At 71.4% G+C, this 26,008-nt stretch carries 23 protein-coding genes; 7 read left to right on the forward strand and 16 right to left on the reverse strand.

Annotated elements, in window-relative coordinates; all coding sequences use genetic code 11:
- Both AB0A74_RS30135 and AB0A74_RS30140 read right to left on the reverse strand, forming a co-directional pair.
- Nucleotides 1-212 (reverse strand): SDR family NAD(P)-dependent oxidoreductase (locus AB0A74_RS30135; RefSeq protein ID WP_358254764.1); only part of this gene is annotated, 212 nt, incomplete at its 3' end.
- Nucleotides 213-303: 91 nt separating this feature from the next.
- Nucleotides 304-1,665, reverse strand: a complete 1,362-nt coding sequence (locus tag AB0A74_RS30140) for an FAD/NAD(P)-binding protein (RefSeq protein WP_358254690.1) — start codon at nt 1,663-1,665, stop codon at nt 304-306.
- A gap of 90 nt (nt 1,666-1,755) precedes the next feature.
- Between AB0A74_RS30140 and AB0A74_RS30145 the strand changes: the two genes are divergently transcribed.
- Complete coding sequence (locus AB0A74_RS30145; RefSeq protein WP_358254692.1) at nt 1,756-2,811, forward strand: helix-turn-helix transcriptional regulator; 1,056 nt, start codon at nt 1,756-1,758, stop codon at nt 2,809-2,811.
- 15 nt (nt 2,812-2,826) lie between these two features.
- Here AB0A74_RS30145 and mmsB read toward each other — a convergent pair whose 3' ends face one another.
- From mmsB to AB0A74_RS30195, 10 genes are all read right to left on the reverse strand, one after another.
- Nucleotides 2,827-4,044: a multiple monosaccharide ABC transporter permease gene (mmsB, locus tag AB0A74_RS30150; RefSeq protein WP_358254694.1), complete on the reverse strand. Its 1,218-nt coding sequence runs from the start codon at nt 4,042-4,044 to the stop codon at nt 2,827-2,829.
- Entirely contained in the window at nt 4,041-5,573 is a 1,533-nt protein-coding gene (mmsA, locus tag AB0A74_RS30155; protein WP_358254696.1) for a multiple monosaccharide ABC transporter ATP-binding protein, read from the reverse strand. Before mmsA ends, mmsB begins: the two co-directional genes overlap by 4 nt.
- Nucleotides 5,573-6,682, reverse strand: a complete 1,110-nt coding sequence (gene chvE, locus AB0A74_RS30160) for a multiple monosaccharide ABC transporter substrate-binding protein (protein WP_343939355.1) — start codon at nt 6,680-6,682, stop codon at nt 5,573-5,575. Before chvE ends, mmsA begins: the two co-directional genes overlap by 1 nt.
- Before the next feature lie 27 nt (nt 6,683-6,709).
- Nucleotides 6,710-8,218 (reverse strand): L-arabinose isomerase, encoded by a 1,509-nt coding sequence (gene araA, locus AB0A74_RS30165; protein ID WP_358254698.1) that lies wholly within the window; start codon nt 8,216-8,218, stop codon nt 6,710-6,712.
- A gap of 35 nt (nt 8,219-8,253) precedes the next feature.
- Nucleotides 8,254-8,907: an L-ribulose-5-phosphate 4-epimerase gene (locus AB0A74_RS30170; protein WP_358254700.1), complete on the reverse strand. Its 654-nt coding sequence runs from the start codon at nt 8,905-8,907 to the stop codon at nt 8,254-8,256.
- Nucleotides 8,904-10,589, reverse strand: a complete 1,686-nt coding sequence (gene araB / locus AB0A74_RS30175) for a ribulokinase (protein WP_358254702.1) — start codon at nt 10,587-10,589, stop codon at nt 8,904-8,906. The genes AB0A74_RS30170 and araB overlap by 4 nt, the downstream gene beginning before the upstream one ends.
- 467 nt (nt 10,590-11,056) lie before the next feature.
- Entirely contained in the window at nt 11,057-12,094 is a 1,038-nt protein-coding gene (locus tag AB0A74_RS30180; protein WP_358254704.1) for a LacI family DNA-binding transcriptional regulator, read from the reverse strand.
- Between the two features lie 123 nt (nt 12,095-12,217).
- Nucleotides 12,218-13,657, reverse strand: coding sequence for a family 43 glycosylhydrolase (locus AB0A74_RS30185; protein ID WP_358254705.1), 1,440 nt, complete (start codon nt 13,655-13,657; stop codon nt 12,218-12,220).
- Nucleotides 13,654-16,149, reverse strand: coding sequence for an alpha-L-arabinofuranosidase C-terminal domain-containing protein (locus tag AB0A74_RS30190; protein ID WP_358254707.1), 2,496 nt, complete (start codon nt 16,147-16,149; stop codon nt 13,654-13,656). The genes AB0A74_RS30185 and AB0A74_RS30190 overlap by 4 nt, the downstream gene beginning before the upstream one ends.
- A gap of 33 nt (nt 16,150-16,182) precedes the next feature.
- A complete protein-coding gene (locus AB0A74_RS30195) occupies nt 16,183-16,536 on the reverse strand; it encodes a hypothetical protein (RefSeq protein ID WP_358254709.1) in 354 nt (117 codons plus the stop codon).
- Between the two features lie 162 nt (nt 16,537-16,698).
- On the opposite strand from AB0A74_RS30195, the gene AB0A74_RS30200 reads away from it, so the two are divergent.
- The 4 genes from AB0A74_RS30200 (at nt 16,699) to yjfF (ending at nt 21,246) form a co-directional block, all read left to right on the forward strand.
- A complete protein-coding gene (locus tag AB0A74_RS30200) occupies nt 16,699-17,670 on the forward strand; it encodes an ABC transporter substrate-binding protein (RefSeq protein ID WP_358254710.1) in 972 nt (323 codons plus the stop codon).
- Nucleotides 17,671-17,738: 68 nt separating this feature from the next.
- On the forward strand, nt 17,739-19,238 hold the full coding sequence (locus tag AB0A74_RS30205) for a sugar ABC transporter ATP-binding protein (RefSeq protein ID WP_358254712.1): 1,500 nt from the start codon (nt 17,739-17,741) through the stop codon (nt 19,236-19,238).
- On the forward strand, nt 19,235-20,254 hold the full coding sequence (locus tag AB0A74_RS30210) for an ABC transporter permease (protein ID WP_343939335.1): 1,020 nt from the start codon (nt 19,235-19,237) through the stop codon (nt 20,252-20,254). Before AB0A74_RS30205 ends, AB0A74_RS30210 begins: the two co-directional genes overlap by 4 nt.
- Complete coding sequence (yjfF, locus tag AB0A74_RS30215) at nt 20,254-21,246, forward strand: galactofuranose ABC transporter, permease protein YjfF (RefSeq protein WP_358254714.1); 993 nt, start codon at nt 20,254-20,256, stop codon at nt 21,244-21,246. The genes AB0A74_RS30210 and yjfF overlap by 1 nt, the downstream gene beginning before the upstream one ends.
- 84 nt (nt 21,247-21,330) lie before the next feature.
- Here yjfF and AB0A74_RS30220 read toward each other — a convergent pair whose 3' ends face one another.
- Entirely contained in the window at nt 21,331-22,254 is a 924-nt protein-coding gene (locus AB0A74_RS30220) for a superoxide dismutase (protein WP_358254716.1), read from the reverse strand.
- Between the two features lie 93 nt (nt 22,255-22,347).
- Here AB0A74_RS30220 and AB0A74_RS30225 point away from each other — a divergent pair, with 93 nt between their 5' ends.
- Nucleotides 22,348-23,217: a LysR substrate-binding domain-containing protein gene (locus AB0A74_RS30225; protein ID WP_358254718.1), complete on the forward strand. Its 870-nt coding sequence runs from the start codon at nt 22,348-22,350 to the stop codon at nt 23,215-23,217.
- On the opposite strand, the gene AB0A74_RS30230 is transcribed toward AB0A74_RS30225, so the two are convergent.
- Nucleotides 23,204-23,644 carry a GNAT family N-acetyltransferase gene (locus AB0A74_RS30230; RefSeq protein ID WP_358254719.1) on the reverse strand — a complete coding sequence of 147 codons (441 nt, stop codon included), beginning with the start codon at nt 23,642-23,644 and terminating at the stop codon, nt 23,204-23,206. The genes AB0A74_RS30225 and AB0A74_RS30230 overlap by 14 nt on opposite strands.
- Nucleotides 23,645-23,756: 112 nt before the next feature.
- Between AB0A74_RS30230 and AB0A74_RS30235 the strand changes: the two genes are divergently transcribed.
- Nucleotides 23,757-24,062: a TetR-like C-terminal domain-containing protein gene (locus tag AB0A74_RS30235; protein WP_358254721.1), complete on the forward strand. Its 306-nt coding sequence runs from the start codon at nt 23,757-23,759 to the stop codon at nt 24,060-24,062.
- On the opposite strand, the gene AB0A74_RS30240 is transcribed toward AB0A74_RS30235, so the two are convergent.
- Together AB0A74_RS30240 and AB0A74_RS30245 are read right to left on the reverse strand one after the other, a co-directional pair.
- Nucleotides 24,025-24,987, reverse strand: coding sequence for a DMT family transporter (locus tag AB0A74_RS30240; RefSeq protein WP_358254723.1), 963 nt, complete (start codon nt 24,985-24,987; stop codon nt 24,025-24,027). The genes AB0A74_RS30235 and AB0A74_RS30240 overlap by 38 nt on opposite strands.
- Nucleotides 24,988-25,025: 38 nt before the next feature.
- Nucleotides 25,026-25,967 (reverse strand): helix-turn-helix domain-containing protein, encoded by a 942-nt coding sequence (locus tag AB0A74_RS30245; RefSeq protein WP_358254725.1) that lies wholly within the window; start codon nt 25,965-25,967, stop codon nt 25,026-25,028.
- Nucleotides 25,968-26,008 lie beyond the last annotated feature (41 nt).

Below are 26,008 nucleotides of genomic sequence, written 5' to 3' on the forward strand. Positions count from 1 at the left end.
GGCGGCGGGGCGGGCGGCGGCGCTGTGCGGGCGCGCCCCTGGCGGTTGCCGCGGGCGAGGTCGGGCGGGCGGCCCTGGTGACTGCCCGAGCAGCCCTGCCGGGCGGTCTTGCCGGCTGCCGGCAGCCGCATGCCGTCCGCGGCCAGGCGCTCGGCGGTCGCCCGCCCGATCCCCCGCGATCCACCAGTGACGATCGCGACGCGCGTGTTCATCTCGGTCCCCTCCTCGGTCGTGTTCACACCGATAATGGAACCACGGTAGCAGCGCTATTGCAACATCGTTAACACGATCGTGTTATCGCCGCTAACCGACGAGGTCGCGAACCACCTCCACCGCACCCGCCGCCAACGTCGGAACGCTCGGCACCACGAACGACGTGTCCGCCGTCGCCGACCCGAGGCTGAGCACGTCCCGCGACCGCACCTCCACCCCGCCCCGCTCCGGCAACCCCACCAACCCACCCGCCAGCAACGACCCCACCAACGGCTCGGCCACCGCCGGCACGGCGTGGGACCGCGGGTTCACCGCGTTCACCACCACGTCCGCCACGACCTCCTCGTCCCCGACCACCCGGAACCCCCGCGCGACCCGCTCCACCTTCACCACCCCGCGCAGCAGCCGCAGGCGACCCGACTCGAACTCCCGCAACAGCAACTCCCCGTTCAACGGAGCCATGGGCGAGGCAAGGCTGTTGATCGCCCGAAAATGCCTGCGCCGCACCAACTCCCGGTCAACCGGGGACAACAGCCGCCACGCCGCCGAGCCCAACATGTGCACGGCCGCCGTGACCAACCGCCGCCCCAGGTACACCGAGTCCACTTCGGACAGTTGACGGCGCAGACGGGCCACCGGGTCCTCCGGAGCACTCAGTTCGCGCACCAGCGGCTCCAGGTCCTGGCCGACGGCTGCCAGTTCCGAGCGCAGCAGGTCCACCAACCCCTCCCGCGACCCCACCAGGTTCTCGCGCACCAAGTGCCGGAACTCCAACGCCACCGGCCGTTGCTGCACGTGCGGCAGGACACCGGTACGCGACACCAGCGTCACCGGCCCGGTGTGCCCGGTCGCGGTCAACGCCGCCACCACGTCCACCGCCGTCAACCCGCTCCCGATCACGGCCACATGCGCGTCGGACGGCACATCGGCCACCGTGCGCGCCAACGGGTAAGGCTCCAGCACGAACCCCGGACCGCCGTCGAGCCCGTAGTGGTCGAACGGCGACCCGCCGCCCACGGCCAGCACGGTCCGGTCCACCCGGTGCTCACCGGACGCCGTCCGCAGGGGCGCGGCACCCACCACCCGCTCGTTCACCACGCTGACCCGCCACCCCGCCGACCGCAGCCGCGCGATCGCGTCCGTCGCGGTTTCCTCCAAGTACTCACCGAACACCGCACGCGGCACGATCTGCACGCCCATCCGCGCGTCCAGGTACCCACCACGGCCCTCCAACCAGCGCATGTAGTGCGCACGGTCCGAGTGCCGGATCGACATGAGCACCGGCGGCGCGTTCACCCGCACCGCCTCCAGGTCCGGCTGGTACGCCCGCCCCCGCCACAACCACGGCGACTCCTCGAACACGGTCACCCCGCCGGGAGCCACGTCCGCCAGGGACAACGCGTCGAGCAGCGCCACGCCGGCCGCGCCGGCTCCGATGATCCCGATCTTCATGACCACGACACTCGCCGGCCGCGCACCCCGGCCGCCATCCCCCGTTTTCGGGGTTGTCCCAGGCCGGCGGCCGGGCGCATGATCGAGTGCATGGACTCCGCCCTGGCCCTGTTCGAGGAGGCGTCGCGCACCCTGCGCCGGTCGGTCCCGTTCGACGCCGCGGTGTGGCAGGCCAGCGACCCGGCCACCGGCCTGGCCACCGCACCGATGCGGGCGGAGAACCTGGGCGAGGACGGCTGCGACACGTACTGGGACAGCGAACTGCTGGCGGAGAAGGTGAACCTGTTCCGCGACCTGGCCCGCGCCCCGGTCCCGGTCGCCGCGCTGCGGGACGGCACCTCCGACGCCCCCGAGCACAGCGCCACCTACCGCCGGTTCCTCAAGCCGCGCGGCCTGGACGACGAGTTGCGCGCGGTGCTGCGGGCGGACGGCCAGTGGTGGGGCCAGGTGAGCCTGTTCCGGGAGCGGGGCAGGGCGGCGTTCACCCGGCGCGAGATCGCCACGGCGGCCGAACAGCTCGCCCCGCTGGGCAAACGGCTGCGGACGTTCGCCGGCCTCCGGCCCCCGGTTCCATCCTCGCACGGGGGTATGACAGCCGGGCCGGGGTTGCTGTTGTTCGACCTGTCGGGCGGGTTGCTGTCGATCAACGACGAGGCGCGCGAACTGCTCGCCGCCATGCCGGACAGCCCCTCGTCGCAGAGCCGTTTCGGGGTCCGAGTGCCGGCGTGGGTGCACAGCACGGCGGCCCGAGCGCTGACCGGCGACGACACCCGCGTCCGCGCGCGGGACCGGACCGGGCGCTGGTTGGTGTTCCACGCCTCCTGCCTGCGCGAGGAGTCCGGCGCGGCCACGCAGACGGCGGTGGTCGTGGAGCCCGCCAAGCCGGCGGACGTCGCGTCCCTGCTCACCGCCGCCTACGGCCTCACCGAACGCGAGCAGGAGATCACCGGCCTGGTCGCGCGCGGGTTGAGCAGCGCGCAGATGGCCCGCGGCCTGCACCTCTCCCAGCACACGGTCCGCGACCACGTGAAGGCGGTCTTCGCCAAGACCGGCGTCAACAGCCGGGGCGAGCTGGTCGCGAAGCTCTACACCGACCACTACCGGGGGCTGAACCAGGACGCCAGGGTCCGGGTCTGGCCGGGTTGAGCCCCCGGCAGCGGGTCAGCGGTTGCGGCGCTTGGTCCACACGTCGTAGGCCACGGCCGCGAGCAGCACCAGGCCCTTGACCAGCATGACCTTCTCGCTCTGCGCGCCGATCAGGGACATGCCGTTGTTGATCACCGCCATGATCAGGCCGCCGGTGATGGCGCCGACGACCTTGCCCACCCCGCCCTGCACCGCCGCGCCGCCGATGAAGGCCGCCGCGATGGCGTCCAGCTCGAAGTTGAACCCGGCCGTCGGGCCCGCCTGGTTGAGCCGGCCCGCGAAGACCACGCCCGCCAGCGCGCCCAGCACGCCCATGTTGACGAAGATCCAGAACGTCACGGACTTGACGTTCACGCCGGACAGCGTCGCCGCCTGGACGTTGCCGCCCACCGCGTAGATCCGCCGCCCGAACACGGTCCGGTTCGCCACCAGCGAGTACCCGATGACCAGCACGGCCAGCAGCACCAGCACCCACGGCAGGTTCCGGAACCGCGCCAACTGCACCACCACGGCCATCACGACCAGCCCGGCGCCGGCGAGCTTCGCCACGAACACCCACATCGGGTCCACGGTCTGCCCGTACCCGATCCGGCCGGCCCGCGCCCGCCACTGCGCCCCGCCCAGGCCCGCGACCACACCGAGGCCGACCAACAGCGACAACAGGTCCGCGCCACCCAGCGGGCCGAGCCCGACGTTGCCCAGGTAGCCCTCGACGAACCCGTTGGACAGCGTCCGGATCTCCTGCGGGAACGGCCCGATGCCCTGGTTGCCCAGCACGGTCAGGGTCAGGGCGCGGAACACCAGCATCCCGGCCAGCGTCACGATGAACGCGGGGATCCCGAAGTAGGCGACCCAGTACCCCTGCCACGCGCCGATCAGCGCGCCCGCGCCCAGCGTGATCAGGACCGCCAGGCCCCACGGCAGACCCGCCTGCACGGTCAGCACCGCGCACAGCGCGCCGGTCACCGCGACCACCGACCCGGCCGACAGGTCGATGTGCCCGGCGATGATCACCAGGATCATCCCCACGGCCAGGATCAGGATGTAGGAGTTCTGCACGATGATGTTCGAGATGTTCTGCGGTTCGAGCAGAGCACCGTCGGTGATCACCGTGAACAGCACCACGATCAGCGCGAACGCCACGTAGATGCCGCTCTGCCGCAGGTTGAAGCGGAACCGGCGCGGGGCGGCGGCCGGCCCCGCCTGCACCGGGGCGGCGGTCTTGACACTCATCGGTTCAGTCCCTTGGTCATGTGCTGCATGAGGCGTTCCTGGGTCGCCTCGTCCCGGCTCACCTCGCCGGTCACGCGGCCCGCCGACAGCGCGTACACGCGGTCGCACAGGCCGAGCAGCTCGGGCAGTTCGGACGAGATCACCAGGACCGCCTTGCCGCGCGCGGCCAGTTCGTTGACGATCGTGTAGATCTCGTACTTGGCGCCCACGTCGACGCCGCGCGTGGGTTCGTCGAGGATCAGCACGTCCGGGTCGGTCTGCATCCACTTGGCCAGCACGACCTTCTGCTGGTTGCCGCCGCTCAGCGCGGCGGTGGGGGTCAGCACGTCCGGGGCCTTGATGCCCAGCGACCGCCGGTGCGCCTCGGCGACCGCGAACTCCTCGCCCTCCCGCACCCAGCCCCGCGAGGCCAGGCGGGGCAGGGCCGCGGCGGAGATGTTGCGCTTGATGTCCTCGATCAGGTTCAGCCCGTACCGCTTGCGGTCCTCGCTGACGTACGCGATGCCGTGCTTGATGGCGTCACGCACGGTCTTCAGCTCGACCTCGCGACCGTCCTTGACGATCCGACCGGAGATGCGCACGCCGTAGGAGCGGCCGAACACGCTCATCGCCAGTTCGGTGCGCCCCGCGCCCATCAGGCCGGCCAGGCCGACGATCTCCCCGCGCCGCAACGTCAGCGACGCGCCGGAGACCACGACCCGGTCGGGCTGGACCGGGCTGTGCACCGTCCAGTCCTCGATCCGCAGCACCTCGTCGCCGATGCGCGGCTCGCGCGGCGGGAAGCGGTGCTCCAGGTCGCGGCCGACCATGCCGGAGATGATCCGGTCCTCGGTGGCCTCGGCGACGTCCATCGTCTCCACGGTCCGGCCGTCGCGGATGACCGTGATCCGGTCGGCGACGTCCATGACCTCGTTGAGCTTGTGGGAGATGATCACGCACGTGATGCCCTGGTCGCGCAGGCCGCGCAGCAGGTCCAGCAGGTGCGCGGAGTCGTCGTCGTTCAGCGCGGCCGTGGGCTCGTCCAGGATGAGCAGCGAGACCTCCTTGGACAGCGCCTTGGCGATCTCGACCAGCTGTTGCTTGCCCACGCCGAGGTCCGCGATCGGTGTCGTCGGGTTCTCCCGCAGGCCCACGCGCGCCAGCAGCTCGGCCGCCGCGTGGTTGGTGCGGTTCCAGTCGATGAACCCGCGCGTGGCCTGCTCGTTGCCCAGGAACAGGTTCTCCGCGATGGACAACTGCGGGCACAGCGCCAGCTCCTGGTGGATGATCACCACGCCGCGCCGCTCGCTGTCGCGCACGGAGGAGAACCGGCACTCCTCGCCGTCGAAGAAGATGCCGCCGTCGTAGGACCCGTGCGGGTGCACGCCCGACAGCACCTTCATCAGCGTGGACTTGCCCGCGCCGTTCTCGCCGCACACCGCGTGGATCTCACCGCGCCGCACGGCGAACGTGACGTCGTGCAGCGCGGTGACCCCACCGAACCTCTTGGTGATGCCGCGCATCACCAGGATGTCGTCGGACAAAGCCATCACTTCAACTGGTCGGCGGTGTAGTAGCCCGAGTCCACCAGGACCTTCTGGTAGTTGGCCTTGTCCACGGCCACCGGCTGCAACAGGTAGGACGGGACGACCTTGTTGCCGTTGTCGTAGTCCTTCTCGTTGTTCACCTGCGGCTTGCCGCCCTTGAGCACGGCGTCGGCCATGTCCACGGTCACCTTCGCCAGCTCACGGGTGTCCTTGAAGATGGTCGAGTACTGCTCGCCCGCGATGATGGACTTCACCGACGCCACCTCGGCGTCCTGGCCGGTCACGACCGGGTAGGGCTGGTCGGCGGTGCCGTAGCCGTTGGACTTCAGCGCCGACAGGATGCCGATCGACAGGCCGTCGTACGGCGAGAGCACGCCGTGCACCTTCCCGCCGCGGTAGGTGGTGGTGAGGATGTCCTCCATGCGCTTCTGCGCCGTGGCGGGGTCCCACCGCAGGATCGCGACGGTCTTGAAGTCCTTCTGGCCGCTCTTGACGTTCAGCGTGCCCTTGTCGATGTACGGCTGGAGCACCGACATCGCGCCGTTGAAGAAGAACGTGGCGTTGTTGTCGTCCGGCGACCCGGCGAACAGCTCGATGTCGAACGGGCCGGTCGCGCTGCCCGGACTGCCGTCGGCGTTGCGCAGCTTCAGACCGGTCAACAGGGAGTTCGCCTGCTCGACGCCGACCTTGAAGTTGTCGAAGGTGGCGTAGTAGTCCACGTTCGGGCTGTTGCGGATCAACCGGTCGTAGGCGATGACCGGGATGTTCGCCGCCTTGGCCTGCTCCAGCTGGGTGGTGATCGCGGTGCCGTCGATCGAGGCGATCACCAACAGCCGCGCGCCCTTGGTGATCTGGTTCTCCAGCTGGTTGACCTGGGTGGGGATGTCGTTCTCCGCGTACTGGAGATCGACCTTGTAGCCCTTGGCCTCCAACGACTTCTTGATGTTCTCCCCGTCGTGGATCCAGCGTTCCGAGGACTTGGTGGGCATGGTGACGCCCACGAGCGCACCCTCGGCGGACTGGCCCTGCTGGTCGACCGTCTTCTCCGACGACCCGCAGGCGGTGGCCAGCACCGCTGCGGCGGCCAGGACCGCGATCTTCGTCAACCTCATTGTTGCTCCTTGCGGCGGTGGGTGTCTCTAGCGCAGGCCCTGCGCGAGTCGGTGGTAGGCGGCGTTCCAGCGCAGCCGGTCGGTGAACGACTCCGCCGTCGTGGCGGCGTCGATCAGGGCCAGTTCGGTGCCGGTCATGGTGGCCAGGTCGCGCAGCGCCTCCGCGCCGACGGCCTGGGTGAGCACCGTGTGGTGCGGTCCGCCGGCGGTCAGCCAGGACTCGGCGGACGTGCTCAGCGACGGCGCGGGCTTCCACACCGCGCGCGCCACGGGCAGGTTGGGCAGCGGCTCGTCCGGCGCGACGACCTCGACCTCGTTGGCCACCATCCGGAACCGGTCGCCCAGGTCGGCCAGGCCGATCACCACGCCGGGTCCGGGCGCGGCGTCGAACACCAGCCGGACCGGGTCCTCCCGGCCGCCGATGCCCAGCGGGTGGACCTCGCACGAGGGCCGGTCGGCCGCGATGCTCGGGCACACCTCCAGCATGTGCGCGCCCAGCACCTTCGGCTCCCCCGGCCCGAAGTGGTAGGTGTAGTCCTCCATGAACGAGGTGCCGCGACCGGTGCCCGCGCCCATCGCCTTCACCGTCGCGAGCAGCGCGGAGGTCTTCCAGTCGCCCTCGCCGCCGAAGCCGTAGCCGTCGCCCATCAGCCGCTGCACGGCCAGGCCCGGGAGCTGGCGCAGCCCGCCCAGGTCCTCGAAGTTCGTGGTGAACGCCCCGAACCCGCCCTCGGTCAGGAACTGCCGCAACCCGGCCTCGATGCGCGCCGCGTAGCGCAGCGACTCGTGCCGCTCGCCGCCGCGCGCCAGCTCCGGGGCCAGCCGGTAGGTGTCGGCGTACTCCGACACCAGCAGGTCGATCGACTCGTCGGACACCCCGTCGACCAGCGCGACCAGGTCGTTGACGCCGTAGGTGTTCACCGACACGCCGAACCGCAGCTCGGCCTCGACCTTGTCGCCCTCGGTCACGGCCACGTCGCGCATGTTGTCGCCGAACCGGGCCAGCCGCAGCGACCGCAGGTGCGTGTAGCCGGTCGCGGCGCGCGCCCAGCCGTCGATGCGGTCGGCCAGCACCGGGTCGCTCGCGTGCCCGACCACGGTCTTGCGCGCCACCCCGATCCGGGTTTGCACGTAGGCGAACTCGCGGTCGCCGTGCGCGGCCTGGTTGAGGTTCATGAAGTCCATGTCGATGGTCGACCACGGCAGGGACTCGTTGTGCTGGGTGTGCAGGTGCAGCAACGGCTTCTGCAACGCGTCCAGGCCGGTGATCCACATCTTGGCCGGCGAGAACGTGTGCATCCACGCGATGACGCCGACGCACGCCGGGTCGGCGTTGGCCTCCTGCATCACCTTGCGGATGGCCGCGGTGTCGGTCAGCACGGGCTTCCACACCAGCTCGGCGCTGATCCGCCCCGACGCGCCGAGCATGCGCTGGATCTGCTGCGACTGCCCCGCGACCTGGTCGAGCGTCTCCGGGCCGTAGAGGTGCTGGCTGCCGGTGAGGAACCAGACCTGGGGCTTCGCGGCGGACGACATGGGCACTCCTTGTGCTGGGCTCGACATTGCGGGGCTCACTGCCCGTAGACGTTCTGGTAGCGCGCGTAGAGGCGGTCGACGTGCTCGGGGTCGATCGGGTCGGGCTTGCCGAGCTGCTGTGCGATGTGGACGGTCCGCGCCACGTCCTCCAGCATCACGGCCGCCTTCACCGCCGAGCGGGCGTCCTTGCCGACCGTGAACGGGCCGTGGTTGCGCATCAGCACCGCCGGGGACCGGCTCTCCCGCAACGTCTCCACGATCCCGCGCCCGATCGAGTCGTCGCCGATGAGCGCGAACGGCCCCACCGGGATGTCCCCGCCGAACTCGTCCGCGATCATCGTGAGCACGCACGGGATCGGCTCGCCGCGCGCGGCCCACGCCGTGGCGTAGGTCGAGTGCGTGTGCACCACTCCCCCGACCTCGGGCATGTGCCGGTACACGTAGGCGTGCGCGGCGGTGTCCGAGGAGGGCGCGAGTTCGCCGTGCACGAGGTTGCCGTGCAGGTCGGTGACGACCATGTTCTCCGGTGACAGCTCGTCGTAGGACACCCCCGACGGCTTGATCACCATCAGGTCCTCGCCCGGCACCCGCGCCGACACGTTGCCCGCGGTCCAGATGACCAGCTCGTACCGGGTCAGCTCGCGGTGCAGCTCGGCCACGCCGTGGCGCAGCGCGTCCAGGACCTTCATCGGCCGGCCTCCCCCTTGGTCGCCTTGCGCTCGACCGCCTGGCGGCGCAGGACCTTCAGCCGGTGCATGACCTCGTTCGCGCCCCGGCCGAAGTAGTCGTGCAGCTCCTGGTACTCCACGAACAGCCGCTCGTAGGCCTCGACGTTGGCCGGCACCGGCTCGTACACCGACCGCTCGACCTTGCCCATGGCCGCCGCCGCGGCGACGATGTCGGGGAACGCGCCCGCCGCGACCGCCGCGTGCATCGCCGAGCCCAGCGCCGGGCCCTGCTCGGACCCGATCACCGACAGCGGCAGGTTCGTGACGTCGGCGTAGATCTGCATCAGCAGCGCGTTCTTCACCAGGCCGCCCGCGATGACCAGCTCGGTCACCGGCACGCCCGAGTCGGTGAACGCGTCGATCACCATGCGGGTGCCGTAGGCGGTGGCCTCCAGCAGCGCGCGGTAGGTGTCCTCGGCGCGGGTGGCCAGCGTCTGGCCGACGACCACGCCGGACAGCTCGTGGTCCACCAACACCGACCGGTTGCCGCTGTGCCAGTCCAGCGCGATCAGGCCGTGCTCGCCGATCTCCTGCCCGGCGGCCAGCTCGGTGAGCAGCTCGTGGACGCCGATGCCGCGTTCCCGCGCCCGCTCGTGGTACTCGGGCGGGACGCCGTGGTTGACGAACCACGCGAAGATGTCGCCGACACCGCTCTGCCCGGCCTCGTAACCCCACAGGCCCGGCACGATCCCGCCGTTGACGACACCGCACATGCCCGGCACGTCCCGCAGGTCCACGCCGTTCATCACGTGGCACGTCGAGGTGCCCATGATCGCGACCATCACGCCCGGCTCCACGGCCTTGGCCGCGGGCGCGGTGACGTGGGCGTCGACGTTGCCGACGGCGACCGCGATGCCCTCGCGCAGCCCGGTCCACCCGGCCGCCCGGGCGGTGAGGCCGCCGGCGCGGTCGCCCAGCGCGCCCAGCGGGTGGTCGAGCTTGTCGGCGACGAACCGCTCGAAGTCGGGGTTGAGCTCCTTGAGGAACTCCGGCGACGGGTAGGCGTCGTCCTGGCGGATGCCCTTGTACCCGGCGGTGCACTCGTTGCGCACGTAGACGCCGGCGAGCTGCCAGACGATCCAGTCCGCGGCCTCGACCCAGTGCTCCATCGCCGCGTAGACCTCGGGGGCCTCCTCCAGCACCTGGAGGCCCTTGGCGAACTCCCACTCGGAGGAGATCAGGCCGCCGTAGCGGGGCAGCCACGGCTCGCCGCGCCGTTCGGCCAGGTGGTTGATCCGGTCGGCCTGCGGCTGGGCGGCGTGGTGCTTCCACAGCTTGACGTAGGCGTGCGGGTGGTCGGCGAACTCGGGCAGCTCGTTGAGCGGCGTGCCGTCGGCCGTGGTCGGGACCATCGTGCACGCGGTGAAGTCGGTGCCGATGCCGATCACGTCCGCCGGGTCGGCGCCCGCGGCCTCCAGAGCGGCGGGGACGGCGTGGCGCAGCACGTCGACGTAGTCGGAGGGGACTTGGAGCGCCCAGTCGGGCGGCAACGCGCGGCCCGAGGGCAGGGCGCGGTCGAGCACGCCGTGCGCGTAGTCGTGGACCGCGCTGCCGAGCTCGGCCCCGTCGCGGACCCGCACCACGACGGCGCGGCCGGACAGGGTGCCGAAGTCGACGCCCACCACGAGTGGGTCGTTGGTCATCGGGGATGGCCTTCCTGAGAAGCGATGTGATGCAGTGTTATCGCTAACAATTAAGACGTCAAGAGATGGCCGGTCTCGGGCTGGAAACAGCACCGAACCGAGTTGTTAACGCACTCACGGGAGAGCGGACGGCCACGCCGGGTGTTGCGCAAAGCGGACCGCCGTCCAAGGCGCGCCGGCCACCGGCGGGACGCGCGCCGGGCGCGCCGGCCACCGGGCGGGAGGTGCGCCGGGCGGGACGTGCGCCGTGGGCCGGCACATCCGCCGATCGACCCCGACCCGCCAAGCTTGCCCGCCGACGCGCTCGCGCGCCAGCCACCGAGCCGGTCCGTCCGCACGCCGGCCACCGAGCCGGTCCATCCGCACGCCGGCCGCCGAGCCGGGTCCATCCGCGCGCCGGCCGCCGAGCCCGTCAGCCGAGCCCGTCAGCCGAGCCGGTCAGCCCGCGGCCCGGCGGCCCCGGCGTTCTACTTGGGTGGCGCGACGCTGCCGCGGCTGATCAGGGCCGGGGCGATGGTGCGGCGCGTGTCGGCCGCCCCGCCGTCGGCGACCTGGGCCAGCAGCAGGTCCAGGGCTTCCCGCGCGACCGCCGCGAAGTCCTGTCGCACGGTGGTCAGCGGCGGGATGAAGAACTCCGCCTCGGGCACGTCGTCGAACCCGATCACGCTCACGTCCTCCGGCACCCGCCGCCCGCGTTCGTGCATCGCCCGCAGGATGCCCAGCGCCAGGTGGTCGTTCGCCGCGAACACGGCCGTGACCTCGGGCATCCGCGCGAGCATCTGCCCCGCCTGGTACCCGGCGCGGGCGCTCCAATCCGCGGGCACCAGCGGCGGGACCTCGGCGCCGGCGTCCTCCAGGGCCTTGCGCCACCCCTCGACGCGGCCCGAGCTGTCGAACCAGTTCGGCGGCCCCGACACGTGCCACACCGTCCGGTGCCCCACGTCGAGCAGGTGCTTGGTGGCGGCGTACGCGCCCGCTTGCTGGTCCACGGTCACCAGCGGCGTCGGGCGGGCCGGGTCGCCGTCGATGGTCACCACCGGCACGCCCGCGGGGATGTCGGCCAGGGCGTCGTTGGCCGACGCGGTCGGGGCGATCACCACGATCCCGGCCACCCGCTCGTCGCGGTGCCGCTCGACGGCCCGGTTGATCGACGCGTGGTCCAACTCCTTGACCCGGCCGACGCTGACCGCGAAGCCCGCGCCCGCGGCCGCCTCCTCGAACGCCGCCAGCAACGACGCCGGCCCGTACAGGGTGGAGTTCTGCGCCACCACGCCGATCAGCTGCGACCGCCCGGTCACCAGCGCCCGCGCGGCCTTGTTCGGCCGGTAGCCCAGCTCGGCGATCGCCGCCCGCACCCGCAGCCGGGTCTGCTCGCGCACGTTGGGGTGGTCGTTCAGCACGCGCGAGACGGTCTGGTGCGACACGCCCGCGAGTCTCGCCACATCCGTCATCGCGGGGTCGCGCGAGGTCTTGTTCTCCACTGCCGCACCCTCATCCCGGCTCATGATCGTCCACTTCGGATGTTAGCGATAACACCAGCTGTCCACCAGCGCGCGTGCCCGACACCCATTGTCCACCACGCCGGCGACGCGCGAGGGCAGGTCCGCGCCCCCGCGCGTCGCGGGCGGTCAGCCCACCCGGAAGGTGGCCCGCTGCCGCGCCTCGCGGGACGTCCCGAGCCGCGCCACCACCAGCCGCCCGGTGTCGTGCGTGACGTGCAGGTCACCCTGCCGGAACATCACCCCCGTCCGGCTCTCGTCCCGCACGAAGCTCGCCGCGCGCCCGTAGGCGTCGGTGTCCTCGTACGGGTCGATGCGCAGGTCCGTGCCGTCGGTCCGCACGTACCGGTCGGGGAAGTTCACCGACTGCAACGCCACCGTGCCCGCGCCCAGGAACCCCGCGACCACCCGGAACTGCGAGTCCGCCAGGTCGCGGACGTCGCCGTCCACCCGCAGCCGGTACTCGTGGTGCCGGACCACCGCGTGCGGCGCGTCCAGCGGGTGCAGCCGCACGGGCGGCTCACCCCGACCGACCGGCACGCCGAAGCTGGGCGTGCCGTCGGCGTTCCAGTACAGCCGCTGCACGCGGGTGTGCCGGTTGGGGTCGAACAGCGGGTCGCCGGTGATGTCGCGGTAGTCCCGCGCGTGGTAGACCAGCACGTCCACGTCCCCGACGCGGGTGAACGAGTTGTGCCCCGGCCCGTACTGGCTCGTGGCGGTGTTGGTGGTGAAGACCGGCCGCGGCGACTTGGTCCACGACCGCGCGTCGAGCAGGTCCGCGTTCTCGTCGGCGGTCAGCAGGCCCATGCAGTACCGGGCGTCGGTCGCGCTGGCGGAGAAGGTGACGAACACGCGGCCGTTGCGGATCAGCACCGCCGGACCCTCGTTCACCTTGAACCCCTGCACCTCCCAGTCCAGCGTCGGCACGGCGATGCGCACCGGCGCGGACGCCAGCGCCAGCGGCGAGGCCATCTCGGCGATGTAGAGGTTGCTGTTGGTGGCGATGCCGGGTTCGCTCTGCGCCCACACGAAGTACCGCTTGTCCCGGTGGACGAACGTGGTCGCGTCCAAGGTGAACGAGTCCCACCCGGTCACCATCTGCCCGCGCAGCGTCCACGTGGCCTCGCGCGGGTCCGCCGACGGCGACTCCAGCACGTAGGTGCGGATGCGGAAGGGCTGGTCGGAGTCGCCGGCGGCGAAGTAGATGTACCACTTGCCGTCGATGCGGTGCAGCTCCGGAGCCCAGACGTACCCGCCCATCGGGCCGGACGACGGCCGCCGCCACACCGTGCGTTCCCGGGCGGTGGCCAGTCCGTCCAGGGTGGACGCGCCCCGCACCACGATCCGGTCGTACTCCGGCACCGACCCGGTCAGGTAGTACATGCCGTCGGTGGGCGGGGTGACGAACGGGTCGGCCCGCTGCTCCACCAACGGGTTGCGCGAGGTCAGGACCGGCGTGGCCGGCGCGGCGGCCTCGACGTCCTGGGCGACCGCCCGACCCGCGGGCAGAGCGCCGGCGGCGGCCACGGCTCCCCCGGTCACCAGCAGGGATCGACGGCTGAGGCTCACGACAGTCTCCTGTCCTTGATGCGAATGAACGTCACGGAGTGGGCCGGGAAGGTGTGCGAGAACGACGTCTTCACGCCGCGCAGGGTGCTTTCCCTGGCCCGCACCGGCTGGAAGAACTCGGTGTTCATGTCGTCGGGACCGCCCTGGACGGTGGTCACCTTGGCGGTGTTGGCCACGGCCACCCGGTTGCCGAGGTCGAGCTTGACCCGGGCCGGCGACGCCTGGGCGTTGACGACCTTCACCACCAGTTCGCCGGTGGCCAGGTCACGCGTCACGACCTGGCGGAACGGCTCGGCGACCTTGTCGTCGGTGAACTCGCCCCACTTCTGCCCGTTCAGGAACAGCTCGACGTGCCGCCCGCGCACCGAGACCCGCAGGTCGTAGGTGCGCCCCGTCTCGACGCGCGTCCCGTTGGCCAGCAGGGTGGACTTGCCGCCGCCGACCGCCTTCTCCACGGCCGACTGGGTGTTGTTCCAGCCGCCCAGGTTCCACCAGTAGAAGTTGCCGGTGTCCTTGACGCCGAACGCGACCAGGAACCCCTCCGCGCCGGACAGCTTGGTGGCCTTGACGTCGAGGTCGTAGTCGCGCCAGTTCACGTCGCCGGCGGTGACGAGGGTGTCCTGTGCCGCCGCGTCGGACTGCACGTACCGGCCGCCGGAGACCGCCCACGAGCCGCGCCCGGCCGCCCGCGTCCACTGCGCGTCGGTGCCCGAGAAGTCGTCGGAGAACAGCTTCGCGCCCGTGGCGGAGGTGACGGAGACGTCGTCGTAGGCGGCGCTGGTGGCCCAGGTGGACAGCCCGATCGCGCCGGTGATCGGCCCGGCGACCGACGGCGTGGAGGTCTGCGTGCTCGGCACCACGTGGTCGCCCACGTTGGTCATGAACAGCTTCTGCACCTCGTAGTTCGCCGAACCCCAGGAGGCGTGGTTGTTGAGCCAGATCATGTCCGGCTGCCACTGCACGTAGTCCTGGTTGGCGAACAGCGGCGCGTAGGACGCCAGCTTCACCACGTCGGCGTTGCGCTCCAGACCGGTCATGTACGCGGCTTCGGCGAGCGCGTTGGACAGCTTGTTGCCCTGGGAGGCGTATTCCCCCAGGAACACCTTGGGGCCGTTGCGGTCGTAGCTGTCGTACCGGTTGTTGTTCTGGAGGAACCAGTCCGGGCTGTTGTAGTAGTGCTCGTCCACCATGTCCACGCCGCCCTGCTTGTTGAGCTGCCACAGGCGGTCGAACGTGGTTCCGGTGTCGTCCGGGCCGGAGTTGCTGATCACCGTGATGTCCGGGTGCTTCGCCTTGATGGCGTCGCGGAACTGCACGAAGTTGGCGAAGAACTGGCCGGGCAGGTTCTCCTCGTTGCCCACGCCCAGGTGGGTGAGCTTGAACGGCTCGGGGTGGCCCATGTCGGCGCGCAGCCTGCCCCACGTCGAGGTGGCGGGGCCGTTGGCGAACTCGATCAGGTCGAGGGTGTCCTGGATGTGGCGCTGCAGCAGGGCCGGGTCGTCGGTGGCGCGGTTCTGGCCGCAGCCGGTGACCAGCGCGGGCACGACGGGCAGCGGCATCGCGCCGATGTCCTCGGCGAACTGGAAGTACTCGTAGTAGCCCAGGCCGTAGGACTGGTTGTAGCCCCAGAAGTTCGCGTTGGTGGGCCGCTGCTCGACCGGGCCGACGGTGTCCTTCCACTGGTAGGAGCGGCGGCGCTCCCAGTTGGGAGCCTCGTAGCCGTAGTGGCTGTTGACGTTGACCAGGCAGCCGCCGGGGAAGCGCAGGAAGCCCGGCTTGAGGGCGGCGACCTTCTCGGCCAGGTCGGCGCGCAGGCCGTTGGGCCGGTTCTTGTAGGTGTCGCGCGGGAACAGCGACACCATGTCCAGCCGCAGCGTGCCGGCGCCCGCGCCGCGGACCGCGAGCCGGCCGACCGTGCTGGACTTCGCCGCCAGGAAGCTGCCGGTGTACTTGGTCCAGGCGTCGCCGCGGACCTGGACGGTCACCGCGTCGGCCAGCGGCGCGCCGGCCGGGTCGGTGAGGGACGCGGTCACGGTGGTGGCGGGCTGGTCGGTGCGCGCCCACACGGAGAAGTCGTAGCGCTTGCCCGCCACGACGTTGACGCCGGAGTTGTAGCCGGAGTTCACCACCCCGGCGGGCAGGCCCAGCTTGAGGTGGCGGCGGTTGCGCTCGTGCAGGCGCTGGTCGTCGTCGACGACCTCGATCGTGCCGCCGGCCAGCGGCGCCCACGACGTGAGGCCGCTGTAGGAGGCGTTGTCGACGCGGTCGTACTCGAACGACCGGTTCTGCACCAGCTCGGCGTACAGGCCGCCGTCGGCGGCGCGGTTGATGTCCTCGAAGAAGACGCCGTACATGGTGTCGGCGATGTCGGCGCCCCGGGCGGTGGGATCGACCGTGAGCGTGTAGTCGGTCTCGGCGGCGGCCTGCGCGCCGGGGACGGCGGCGGCCAGGCTCGCGGCCAGCAGGGCGGCGAGCACGCGTGATCGGGACATGGGTCGGTTGGGCTCCTGTCGATTGGCGGTTCGTCAGGGGAAGGCGGCGCGGACGCGGTCGGGCGCGACGCGGACCTGTATCGAGACGGTCACTGAATCGAGTCCGCGGAGCAGGTCGTCCGGTAGTTTCACGTGCCCGTCCACGCCGCCGAGCGCGCGGCCCTCGGCGCCCGGCGGTGTGGTGTCGCCGCTCGCCGCGGCGTGGCGGCCGTGGCCGCAGGAGTCGGTGACGGTCGTGCCCGAGGTCTCGTCCAGCGCGTAGCGCACCACGAGCCCGTCGGCGGCTTGGGCGGGTGGTGCGGTCAGGAGGGTGCCCGCCAAGGTCGGCACGGCGGCCGGCGAACGGATCATGCCGACGTTCTCCTCGTCGTCGGGAAGTGGCGTCACGGTGGCCCGCGCCACAAAAGTGAGCGCTAACATAGGTCGCCTGCTCGAACGGTGTCAACGATGCAAAATCGACGTGACTCAGGCCTTGACTCGCCGATTGTGAACGCTCACTCTTGTCCACCAAGTGACCACGGTCACCGCGGTGGAACTCGGAGGAAACCAGTGCTGAAGAAGATCACGGCAGCCGCAGGCGTGGTCCTGCTGAGCGTGCTGACCGCGTGCGGCTCGGGCGACGGCGGGACGTCGTCGCCGGCGGGCGCGAGCGACGGCATCACCATGGGCTTCGCCCAGGTCGGCGCCGAGAGCGGGTGGCGCACGGCGAACACCAAGTCGGTCCAGGACGAGGCGAAGGCCGCCGGGGTGGACCTGAAGTTCTCCGACGGCCAGCAGAAGCAGGAGAACCAGATCAAGGCGATCCGGTCGTTCATCCAGCAGAAGGTGGACGTCATCGCGTTCAGCCCGGTCGTGGAGACCGGCTGGGACGCGGTGCTGGAGGAGGCCAAGGCCGCGAACATCCCGGTGATCCTCACCGACCGCGCCATCGACTCCGACGACGACTCGCTCTACGCGACCTTCCTCGGCTCGGACTTCGTGGAGGAGGGCCGCAAGGCGGGCAAGTGGCTGGCGGAGAACGCCGGCGGCCCGGTGAACGTGGTGGAGCTGCAGGGCACCACGGGTTCCGCGCCCGCCAACGACCGCAAGAAGGGCTTCGCCGAGGCCATCGCGGCCAAGCCGGACATCAAGGTCGTGGAGTCCCAGACCGGTGACTTCACCCGTTCCGGCGGCAAGCAGGTCATGGAGGCGTTCCTGAAGTCCGTGCCCAAGATCGACGTGGTGTACGCGCACAACGACGACATGGGCCTGGGCGCGATCGAGGCCATCAAGGCCGCGGGCAAGGTGCCGGGCAAGGACATCCGGATCATCACCGTGGACGCGGTGAAGGACGGCATGACCGCGCTGGCCGCCGGCGAGATCAACTACATCGTCGAGTGCAGCCCGCTGCTGGGCAAGCAGCTGATGGACCTGGCGAAGAAGGTCGTGGCGGGCGAGCAGGTGCCCAAGCGGGTGGTGACCGAGGAGACCACGTTCACCCAGGAGCAGGCCAAGGCCGCGCTGCCCACCCGGCAGTACTGACCCCGGAGCGGTCCCCGGCGCGGTGGGCGCGGCGGGGACCGCTCCGACGCACCCACGAAGGCAGATCCATGACCGAACCGGTCGTCGACATGCGGGGCATCTCCGTGGAGTTCCCCGGCGTCAAGGCGCTGCAAGGCGTCGATTTCCGGCTGTTCCCCGGCGAGGTGCACGCCCTGATGGGCGAGAACGGCGCCGGCAAGTCCACCCTCATCAAGGCGCTCACCGGCGTGCACCGCCCGACCGGGCTGATCCGGCTCAACGGCGCGGAGGTCTCGTTCAGCGGCCCCGGGCAGGCGCAGGAGGCGGGGATCAGCACCGTCTACCAGGAGGTCAACCTCTGCGGGAACCTCACCGTCGCGGAGAACATCCTGCTGGGCCGCGAGCCCCGCCGGTTCGGCCGCATCGACGGCCGCGCGACCCGGCGCAGGGCGGCCGAGCTGCTGGAGCGCATGGGCCTGGCCATCGACCCGGGCTCGGTGCTGGCCGAGCACCCGATCGCGGTGCAGCAACTGGTGGCCATCGCGCGGGCGGTCGCCGTCGAGTGCCAGGTGCTGATCCTGGACGAGCCGACGTCCAGCCTGGACGCGGGCGAGGTCGCGGAGCTGTTCCGGATCATGCGCGTGCTGCGCGACGAGGGCGTGGCGATCCTGTTCGTCTCGCACTTCCTGGAGCAGGTCTACGAGATCTCCGACCGGATGACGGTGCTGCGCAACGGCCGGCTGGTCGGCGAGTACCGCACGGCCGAGCTGAGCCGGCTGGACCTGGTGTCGGCGATGCTGGGCCGGGAGCTGCGCGTGCTGGAGGAGCTGGAGGGGCAGGCGCACCCGGTGGACGACCGGCCGGTGCTGTTGCGCGCCACCGGCCTGGGGCGCAAGGGCGCGGTGGAGCCGTTCGACCTGGAGGTGCGGGCGGGCGAGGTGGTCGGGCTGGCCGGGCTGCTCGGGTCGGGGCGCACGGAGCTGGCGCGGCTGCTGTTCGGCGCGGACAGGGCCGACTCGGGCGCGTTGGAGTTCGACGGCAAGCCGCTGCACCTGCGCGGGCCGCGGCAGGCGATCGCGGCGGGCATCGGGTTCTGCTCGGAGGACCGCAAGGCCGAGGGCCTGGTGGCGGAGCTGAGCGTGCGGGACAACCTGGTGCTGGCGTTGCAGGCCTCGCGCGGCTGGACGCGGCCGTTGTCCCGGCGCACCAAGGACGAGCTGGTGGAGAAGTACGTGGCGATGCTGGACATCCGGCCCGCCACGCCGGACACGCCGATCCGCAACCTCTCCGGCGGCAACCAGCAGAAGGTGCTGCTCGCGCGGTGGCTGGTGACCAAGCCGAAGTTGCTGGTCCTGGACGAGCCGACGCGCGGCATCGACGTGGGCGCGAAGGCGCAGATCCAGAAGCTGGTGGCGGAGCTGGCGGCCGAGGGGGTGGCGGTGGTGTTCATCTCCGCCGAGTTGGAGGAGGTCGTGCGGGTGTCCGACCGCGTGGTGGTGCTGCGGGACCGGCGCAAGGTCGCCGAGCTGCGCGGCGCGGACGTGGACGAGGTCATGGCGCACATCGCGGGCGGGAGGGCCGCCGCGTGAACCGGCTGTGGTGGCCCCTGGGCGCGCTCGTGGCGTTGCTGGTGCTCAACGTCGTGGTGACGCCGTCGTTCTTCTCGATCCGCATGCAGGACGGGCACCTGTACGGCAGCGTGATCGACATCCTGAAGAACGGCGCGCCCACGTTGTTGATCGCGTTGGGCATGACGTTGGTGATCGCGACGCGGGGCATCGACCTGTCGGTGGGTGCTGTCGTCGCCATCGCCGCCGCGGTGACGTGCGAGTACATCGCGGGGTCGGGTGACCCGGGCAGCGCGACGACCGCGTTGGTGGGCATGGCCATCTCGTTGGGGCTGTGCCTGGTCCTGGGGCTGTGGAACGGGTTCCTGGTCGCCGTGCTGCGCATTCAGCCGATCGTGGCCACGTTGGTGCTGATGACGGCCGGGCGCGGCATCGCGATGCTGGTGACCGACGGCCAGATCATCACGGTGAACAACGAGACCTACCGGTCGGTGGGCGCGGGGTTCGTGCTGCTGCCGCTGGCGATCCTGATCAGCGTGGCGGTGCTGGCGCTGGTGGCGGTGGCGACCCGCAAGACCGCGCTGGGCCTGCTGATCGAGGCGGTCGGGGTGAACCCGGAGGCCAGCCGGCTCGCGGGCGTGCAGTCGCGGACGATCATCTGGACGGTGTACGTGTTCGCGGCGCTGTGCGCGGGCGTGGCCGGGTTGATGATCAGCTCGAACGTGAGCGCGGCGGACGCGAACAACGCCGGGTTGTGGATCGAGATGGACGCCATCCTGGCCGTGGTCATCGGCGGCACGTCGTTGGCGGGCGGGCGGTACTCGCTGACCGGGACGTTGCTGGGCGCGCTGGTGATCCAGACGTTGACCACGACCGTCTACACGGCCGGTATCGCGCCGGAGATCACGTTGGTGTTCAAGGCCGTCGTGGTGGTGCTGGTGATCCTGGTGCAATCGCCGAAGGTGCAGTCGCTGTTCCGGCGGCGACCCACCCGGCCGGTCGCGGAAGTGCTGAAGCCGCAGGAGGTGGCGAGCTGATGGCGTCCCAGAGCATTCCCAAGGCGCTGTCGGTCGGGCGGGTGCCGTCGCGGCACCTGCCGGTGGTGGCGACGTTCGCGTTGTTCGTGCTGACGTTCGGCGCGGGGTCGGTGTCGTTCGAGAACTTCGCGTCCGGGCAGGTGTTCGCGAACCTGTTCATCGACAACGCGCACCTGATCGTGCTGGCCGTGGGCATGACGTTCGTGATCCTGACCGGCGGCATCGACCTGTCGGTGGGGTCGGTGCTGGCGCTGTCCACGATGATCGCCGCCGCGGGGGTGAAGGCCGGGTGGCCGGTGCCGCTGGTGGTCGTGGTGGTGCTGCTGACCGGGTCGGTGCTCGGGCTGCTGATGGGCCTGATGATCCACAAGTTCGACGTGCAGCCGTTCATCGTGACGCTGGCGGGCATGTTCCTGGCGCGCGGGCTGTGCTTCGTGATCAGCATCGAGTCCATCAGCATCAAGGACAAGGGTTATCGGGCGCTGGGCATGGACCGCATCGCCCTGGGCGGCGGGGTGTCGATCACGAACAACGTGCTCATCGCGGTGGCGGTGCTGGTGGCGGCGATGTACGTGCTGCACCTGACCCGGTTCGGGCGCACCGTGTACGCGTTGGGCGGCAGCGAGCCCTCGGCGCGGCTGATGGGGTTGAAGGTCGGGTTCACCAAGGTCGGCGTGTACGTGGTGAGCGGGTTCTGCTCGTCGCTGGCCGGTCTGGTGTTCTCGTTCTACACCGCGTCCGGGTACGGGTTGCACGCGGTCGGCATGGAGCTGGAGGCCATCGCGGCGGTCGTCATCGGCGGGACGTTGTTGGCCGGTGGCGCGGGTTACGTGCTCGGGTCGGTGGTGGGCGCGCTGGTGCTGGGCACGATCCAGACGATCATCAGCTTCGACGGCACGCTCAACTCGTGGTGGACGAAGATCGTGATCGGCGCGCTGCTGCTGGCGTTCATCGTCCTGCACCGGCTCATCGTGCGGCGCTCGTCGGCGTGAGCCGGTCGGCGCGGTGGCGGTCGTGCCCGCCCTCGGGGGGCGAGCTGGGCCGCCACCGCGCCGACCAGCGCGGTGGCGTCACTGTCAGAACTTGTCGAGCGCGATGGCGTCGTAGGTGGTGGTCGGGGTCGGCGGGGTGCTGAAACGGCCGTTGACCAAATAGAAGCGGTTGCCCCAGGCCGCCACGGTCGCGGGCACGTCGAACCGCGGATCGGTCATCTGGACCACCACCCGGGCGCTGGACGCGTCGGCGCTCAGCTCCAGCTTGGTGAACAGGTTGACCCGGTTCTGCACCACGTACAGGTCGCGGCCCTCGCGCAGCAGACCGTCGTTGCGGGTCAGGACCACGCCGCCCAGGTCGATCTCCTTGGTGACGCCCTGGTGGTCCACCCGGAACAGCTTGCCGGTCGAGGTCTGGCCGATGATGAGCCCTTCGCCGTCCGGCGTGGTGACGATGCCGTTGGCGTTGGCGACGTCCGGGATGTCCTGCATCTCGCCGGTGAGCGGCACGCGGGTGACCTGGTCGGGCCGGGGCAGCTCGCCGCACGGGCCCAGCGGCAGCCGGTACAGGGTCGGCTCGTCGGAGTCGGTGACCCACACGGCGTCGCGGGTGATCACCAGGTCGTTGACGAACGACTCGCCCTCGAACAGCTTGTAGCTCGTGATGGCGCGACCCGAGAAGGCGTCGAGGACGCGCAGGTCGCCGCCCGTGCCGCCGGCGACGAACAACCGTCCCCGCCGCGGGTCCACCTTGAGCCCCAGCGACGGCGTGCCGGGCCCGGCCGCGAGCACCCGGCCCCGGCCGGTGGCCAGGTCCACCTGGTAGATCGACCCGTCGGCGCGCGAGCCGAAGTACGCGGTGGGCCACGGGCCGATCGCGATGCCCTCCGGCATGAACCCGTCGGGCAGCGGGAACCGGGTGGGGAACGCGGTCGCCCCCGCCGTCCCCGGCACGAGCACCGAAACCCCGAGTGCGGCGACCGCCGCCAACACAGCGCGTCTGCGCATGGATCCTCCCCTGGTGGTCTGTGGGCGGAAGTCTCACCGGTGCGGCCGGGGTGACTCCAATACCGCGTGGACCTGGCGACATACCCTGTGGGCATGTCGATCGACCTGCGGCTCATGCGCTACGTCGTGACCGTCGCCGACGAGGGCGGTTTCCAGCGGGCCGCCGACCGCCTGCACGTCGCGCAGCCCGCGTTGAGCCGGCAGGTGGGGCAGCTGGAGCGGACCCTCGGCGTCGAGCTGTTCACCCGGCGGCCCACGGCGTTGACCGACGCGGGGCGGGTGTTCGTGGCCTCGGCCCGGCGCATCCTGGGCGAGGCCGACCGGTTGGCCGAGCTGACGCGCGCGGCGGGGCGGGGCGAGTTCGGCACGGTGAGGCTGGGGCACGTGGTCAGCGCGTCCTTCGAGGCCGTGCCGCGCCTGGTGGACGTGGTGTCGCGGCGCTACCCGGGGGTGCGGGTGGAGACCACCGAGGCGTGGTCGGCGGAGCTGGCCGAAGGGCTGCGCTCGGGGCGGTTCGACGCGGCCCTGTCCCGCAGCCTCCCCGACGACCCCGACCTGGACCGCTTGACGGTGCACCGCGAAGACCTGGTCGTGGTGGTGAGCGACGAGCACGAGCTGTCCACCATGGACAAGGTGACGCCCGCCGACCTGACCGGGAGTGAACTGCTCCTGTCACCTCGGCACCTGCCGTCGTGGCGCGCCACGGTCCTGTCCGCGCTGCTCCCCGGCACGGTGGTGCGGGCCTCGCGCATGCCGGGCTGGCGGCGGTTCGACGAGCTGACCGCCGGGACGTTCGCCGTGGTGACCGAAACCGTGGGCGCGCACCGCCCGCCCGGCACCACCGCGCTGCGCTTCGCGGAACCGCCGTCGGTCGGCCTGGACCTGGTGTGGCGCCGGGACTCCGCCTCGCCGGCGCTGCGCCTGCTCGTGGACCTGGTCCGGAACGGGCTCAGGCGATCGTGAAAACCAGTTCCGGCCGTTCCCAGGTGACCTTCGGCGGCGACGCGGGAACCACGCCCACCCGCTCCGCGCCCACCGAGAGGTAGAACCGCTCCGCCGGCGGGTGCGACACCACCCGGACCCGGTCCAGCCCCGCTTCCCGGGCCTGCGCACGCATGTGGTCCACCAGGGCGCGGCCGACACCGCGTCCCTGGGCGTCGTCCGCCACGAACGCTATGTCCAGCTCCGGCGGGTCCAGGACCAGCGCGTAGAAGCCCAGCAGCTCGTCCCGCGGCCCGGCGGCCAGGTGGACCACGTTGCGCTCGACGTACTCCCGCGTCACGCGGTAGCCGTCGAGGATCGAGGCGTAGTTCCCCTGGTACGCGCTGGAAGCGTGCATCAGGGCGGTGAGTCGGTCGGCGTCTTCGGCGCGGGCACGGCGGATCTCCACCACCGCATCCTAGGCTCGCGCTGAGAAACCACACAGGATGGTGCCCCAGAGTGGTTGGCAGGCATGGAAATACCGGTCCGCGCGGCACGAGCACCCGGGCCGTTACGCGGCGATGCGCACGGACATCCCGCCCGACTCCCCCGCCGCGAACGCCGCCCGCCGCCACTCGGACCTGACCCGAGCGATCCTGCGCGGGTACGACATCGAGGAGCCGGACCAGACGGACGCGGCGCGCATGATGCACGCCACCCTGCACGGCTACGTCCACTTGGAACTGTCCGGCGGCTTCAGCCACACCCCGCTCGTCGGAGACCACCTGGCAAGCCACCCTCACCGCCCTGCACGCCGTGCTCACCGACTGGCCCACCGCCTGATCCGACTCACTTGGCGATCTGCACCAGCACCGAGCCGGCGATGAGGAGTGCGACGCCGGCCAGGCGGGCGGTGGTGAGCCTGCGGCGGGGCAGGCGGAACAGGCCGTGGTGGTCGATGACGGCGGACGCGAGTTGTTGGCCGGTCACGGTGAACGCCACCGTCGTCGCCGCGCCGATCTCCGGGATGAGCAGGAAGGTGACCGTCACGTAGGCCGCCGCGCACGCGCCGCCCAGCCAGCCCCACCACGGCATGCCGCGCAACCCGTCGAGCCCCGGCCCGGGCGTCTTCCCCGTCGCCACCAGGACCGCGAGCACGACCGCGATGGCCGCCACCGCGACGGCGAAGCTGATCAGCGCCACGGCGAACGGCGCGCCGAGGTCACCGCGCAGCAGGGCGTTGACCGCGCCCTGCACCGGCAGGACGCCGCCCGCCACGACGCCGAGCAGCACCCAGCCGGTCCGGCTGCCCGGCGCGGGTCGGGTGTCGGCCGGCGTGGCGGTGCCGGGTCCGGCCTTGATCGTCCGGTTCTGCCCGCGCACCACCACGGAGATGCCGACGACCACGGCCGCCGCGCCGACCACGACCAGTGGGTTGAGCGGCACCTGCCGCACGCCCAGGAGACCGCCGAGGTCGAGCACGAGCGAGGCCAGCACCTGGCCGGTGACCCACAGGCCCACGGTGGTCACCGCGCCGAGCCGCGGGATCAGCAGGATGCCGCTGGTGATGTAGAGCGGGCTGGCCAGACCGCCGAGCAGGTGCCACCACGTCGCGTCCCCGACCCCGCCCAGCGCGCCGAGGCTGCCGGTCACCACCGCCACCACGGCCAGGAGGACCGCGGCGACCGAGAGTTGGAGCGTCGAGGCGCCGTAGGGCGTGCCGACCGCCCGGTTGAGCTGGAGGTTCACCGAGGCCTGCACCGCGAGGAGCGTGCCGGCGAGCAGCGCCGAGGCGAGGAACGCGAGGTACATGCCCGCCATGCTAGGCACTAAGTGGACACAGTGTCCACTTAGTGCCGGAAGGCGGCGCGGTAGGCGTTCGGCGTCGTGCCCACCACCTGCTTGAAGTGGTCGCGGAACGTCGTCGTGGAGGTGAAGCCGACCTCGGACGCGATGCGGTCCACCGTGTGGTCGGTGGCCTCCAGGAGGTGCTGGGCGCGGCGAATCCTGGTCCTGATCAGCCAGCGGACCGGGGTGGTGCCGGTCTGCTCGCGGAACCGGCGGTTGAGGGTCCGGGTGCTCATGCCCGTCCTCGCCGCGATGGCGGCCGGGGTCAGGTTCGCGCCGGCGTTGTCGTCCAGCCACCGCAGGAGCGGCTCGAACGTCGAACCCCGGGGCACCGGCGGCGGGTCCTGCGCCACGAACTGGGCCTGTCCCCCTTCGCGTTCCAGGGGCATCACCGACAGGCGCGCGGCGGTGGCGGCCACCGCCGAGCCGAAGTCGCGGCGCACCAGGTGCAGGCACAGGTCCAGGCCCGCCGCCGCGCCGGCCGAGGTGAGGAACTGACCGTTGTCCACGTAGAGGACGGCGGGGTCCACCGCCACGGCCGGGTGCAGCCGGGCCAGCTCGGGGGCGGCGGACCAGTGGGTGGTGGCGCGGCGGCCGTCGAGCAGGCCCGTGGCGGCCAAGGTGAACGCGCCGGAACAGATCGACGCGATGCGCACCCCGTTCCCGGCGGCGGCGCGCAGGGCGTCGAGGACTTCGGCGGGCACGGGCGCGGTCGCGTCGGCGCGGCCGGGCAGGACCACGGTGTCGGCGGCGGCCAGGGCGTCCAGGCCCCACGGGGCGGTGAGGGTGAACGCGCCGGCGTCCACGGTCGGGTGGGGAGCGCAGAGCCGGACGTCGTAGGCCGGGCGGCCGTCGGGCAGGCGGGTGCGGGTGAACACCTCGATCGGCGTGGACAGGTCGAACGGGATGACCCCGTCCAGCGCGAGGACGGCCACGGTGTGCATGGGGCGCACAGTAGGTGGTGGCGAGATCCCGTTGTTCCCTG

The organism is Saccharothrix sp. NPDC042600 (assembly GCF_040647305.1).
Classification (GTDB): Bacteria; Actinomycetota; Actinomycetes; order Mycobacteriales; family Pseudonocardiaceae; genus Actinosynnema; species Actinosynnema mutabilis.

Bases quoted from the DNA above. Each gene is read 5' to 3' on its own strand.
- AB0A74_RS30240 (WP_358254723.1), bottom strand. From the start codon at position 24,987: ATGTACCTCGCGTTCCTCGCCTCGGCGCTGCTCGCCGGCACGCTCCTC.
- AB0A74_RS30145 (WP_358254692.1), top strand. From the start codon at position 1,756: ATGGACTCCGCCCTGGCCCTGTTCGAGGAGGCGTCGCGCACCCTGCGC.
- AB0A74_RS30235 (WP_358254721.1), top strand. From the start codon at position 23,757: ATGCGCACGGACATCCCGCCCGACTCCCCCGCCGCGAACGCCGCCCGC.
- AB0A74_RS30220 (WP_358254716.1), bottom strand. From the start codon at position 22,254: ATGCGCAGACGCGCTGTGTTGGCGGCGGTCGCCGCACTCGGGGTTTCG.
- yjfF (WP_358254714.1), top strand. From the start codon at position 20,254: ATGGCGTCCCAGAGCATTCCCAAGGCGCTGTCGGTCGGGCGGGTGCCG.
- araA (WP_358254698.1), bottom strand. From the start codon at position 8,218: ATGTCGTCCGCCGCGAAGCCCCAGGTCTGGTTCCTCACCGGCAGCCAG.
- AB0A74_RS30225 (WP_358254718.1), top strand. From the start codon at position 22,348: ATGTCGATCGACCTGCGGCTCATGCGCTACGTCGTGACCGTCGCCGAC.
- chvE (WP_343939355.1), bottom strand. From the start codon at position 6,682: ATGAGGTTGACGAAGATCGCGGTCCTGGCCGCCGCAGCGGTGCTGGCC.
- AB0A74_RS30205 (WP_358254712.1), top strand. From the start codon at position 17,739: ATGACCGAACCGGTCGTCGACATGCGGGGCATCTCCGTGGAGTTCCCC.
- AB0A74_RS30245 (WP_358254725.1), bottom strand. From the start codon at position 25,967: ATGCACACCGTGGCCGTCCTCGCGCTGGACGGGGTCATCCCGTTCGAC.
- AB0A74_RS30170 (WP_358254700.1), bottom strand. From the start codon at position 8,907: ATGAAGGTCCTGGACGCGCTGCGCCACGGCGTGGCCGAGCTGCACCGC.
- AB0A74_RS30180 (WP_358254704.1), bottom strand. From the start codon at position 12,094: ATGAGCCGGGATGAGGGTGCGGCAGTGGAGAACAAGACCTCGCGCGAC.
- AB0A74_RS30140 (WP_358254690.1), bottom strand. From the start codon at position 1,665: ATGAAGATCGGGATCATCGGAGCCGGCGCGGCCGGCGTGGCGCTGCTC.
- mmsA (WP_358254696.1), bottom strand. From the start codon at position 5,573: ATGGCTTTGTCCGACGACATCCTGGTGATGCGCGGCATCACCAAGAGG.
- AB0A74_RS30190 (WP_358254707.1), bottom strand. From the start codon at position 16,149: ATGTCCCGATCACGCGTGCTCGCCGCCCTGCTGGCCGCGAGCCTGGCC.
- araB (WP_358254702.1), bottom strand. From the start codon at position 10,589: ATGACCAACGACCCACTCGTGGTGGGCGTCGACTTCGGCACCCTGTCC.
- mmsB (WP_358254694.1), bottom strand. From the start codon at position 4,044: ATGAGTGTCAAGACCGCCGCCCCGGTGCAGGCGGGGCCGGCCGCCGCC.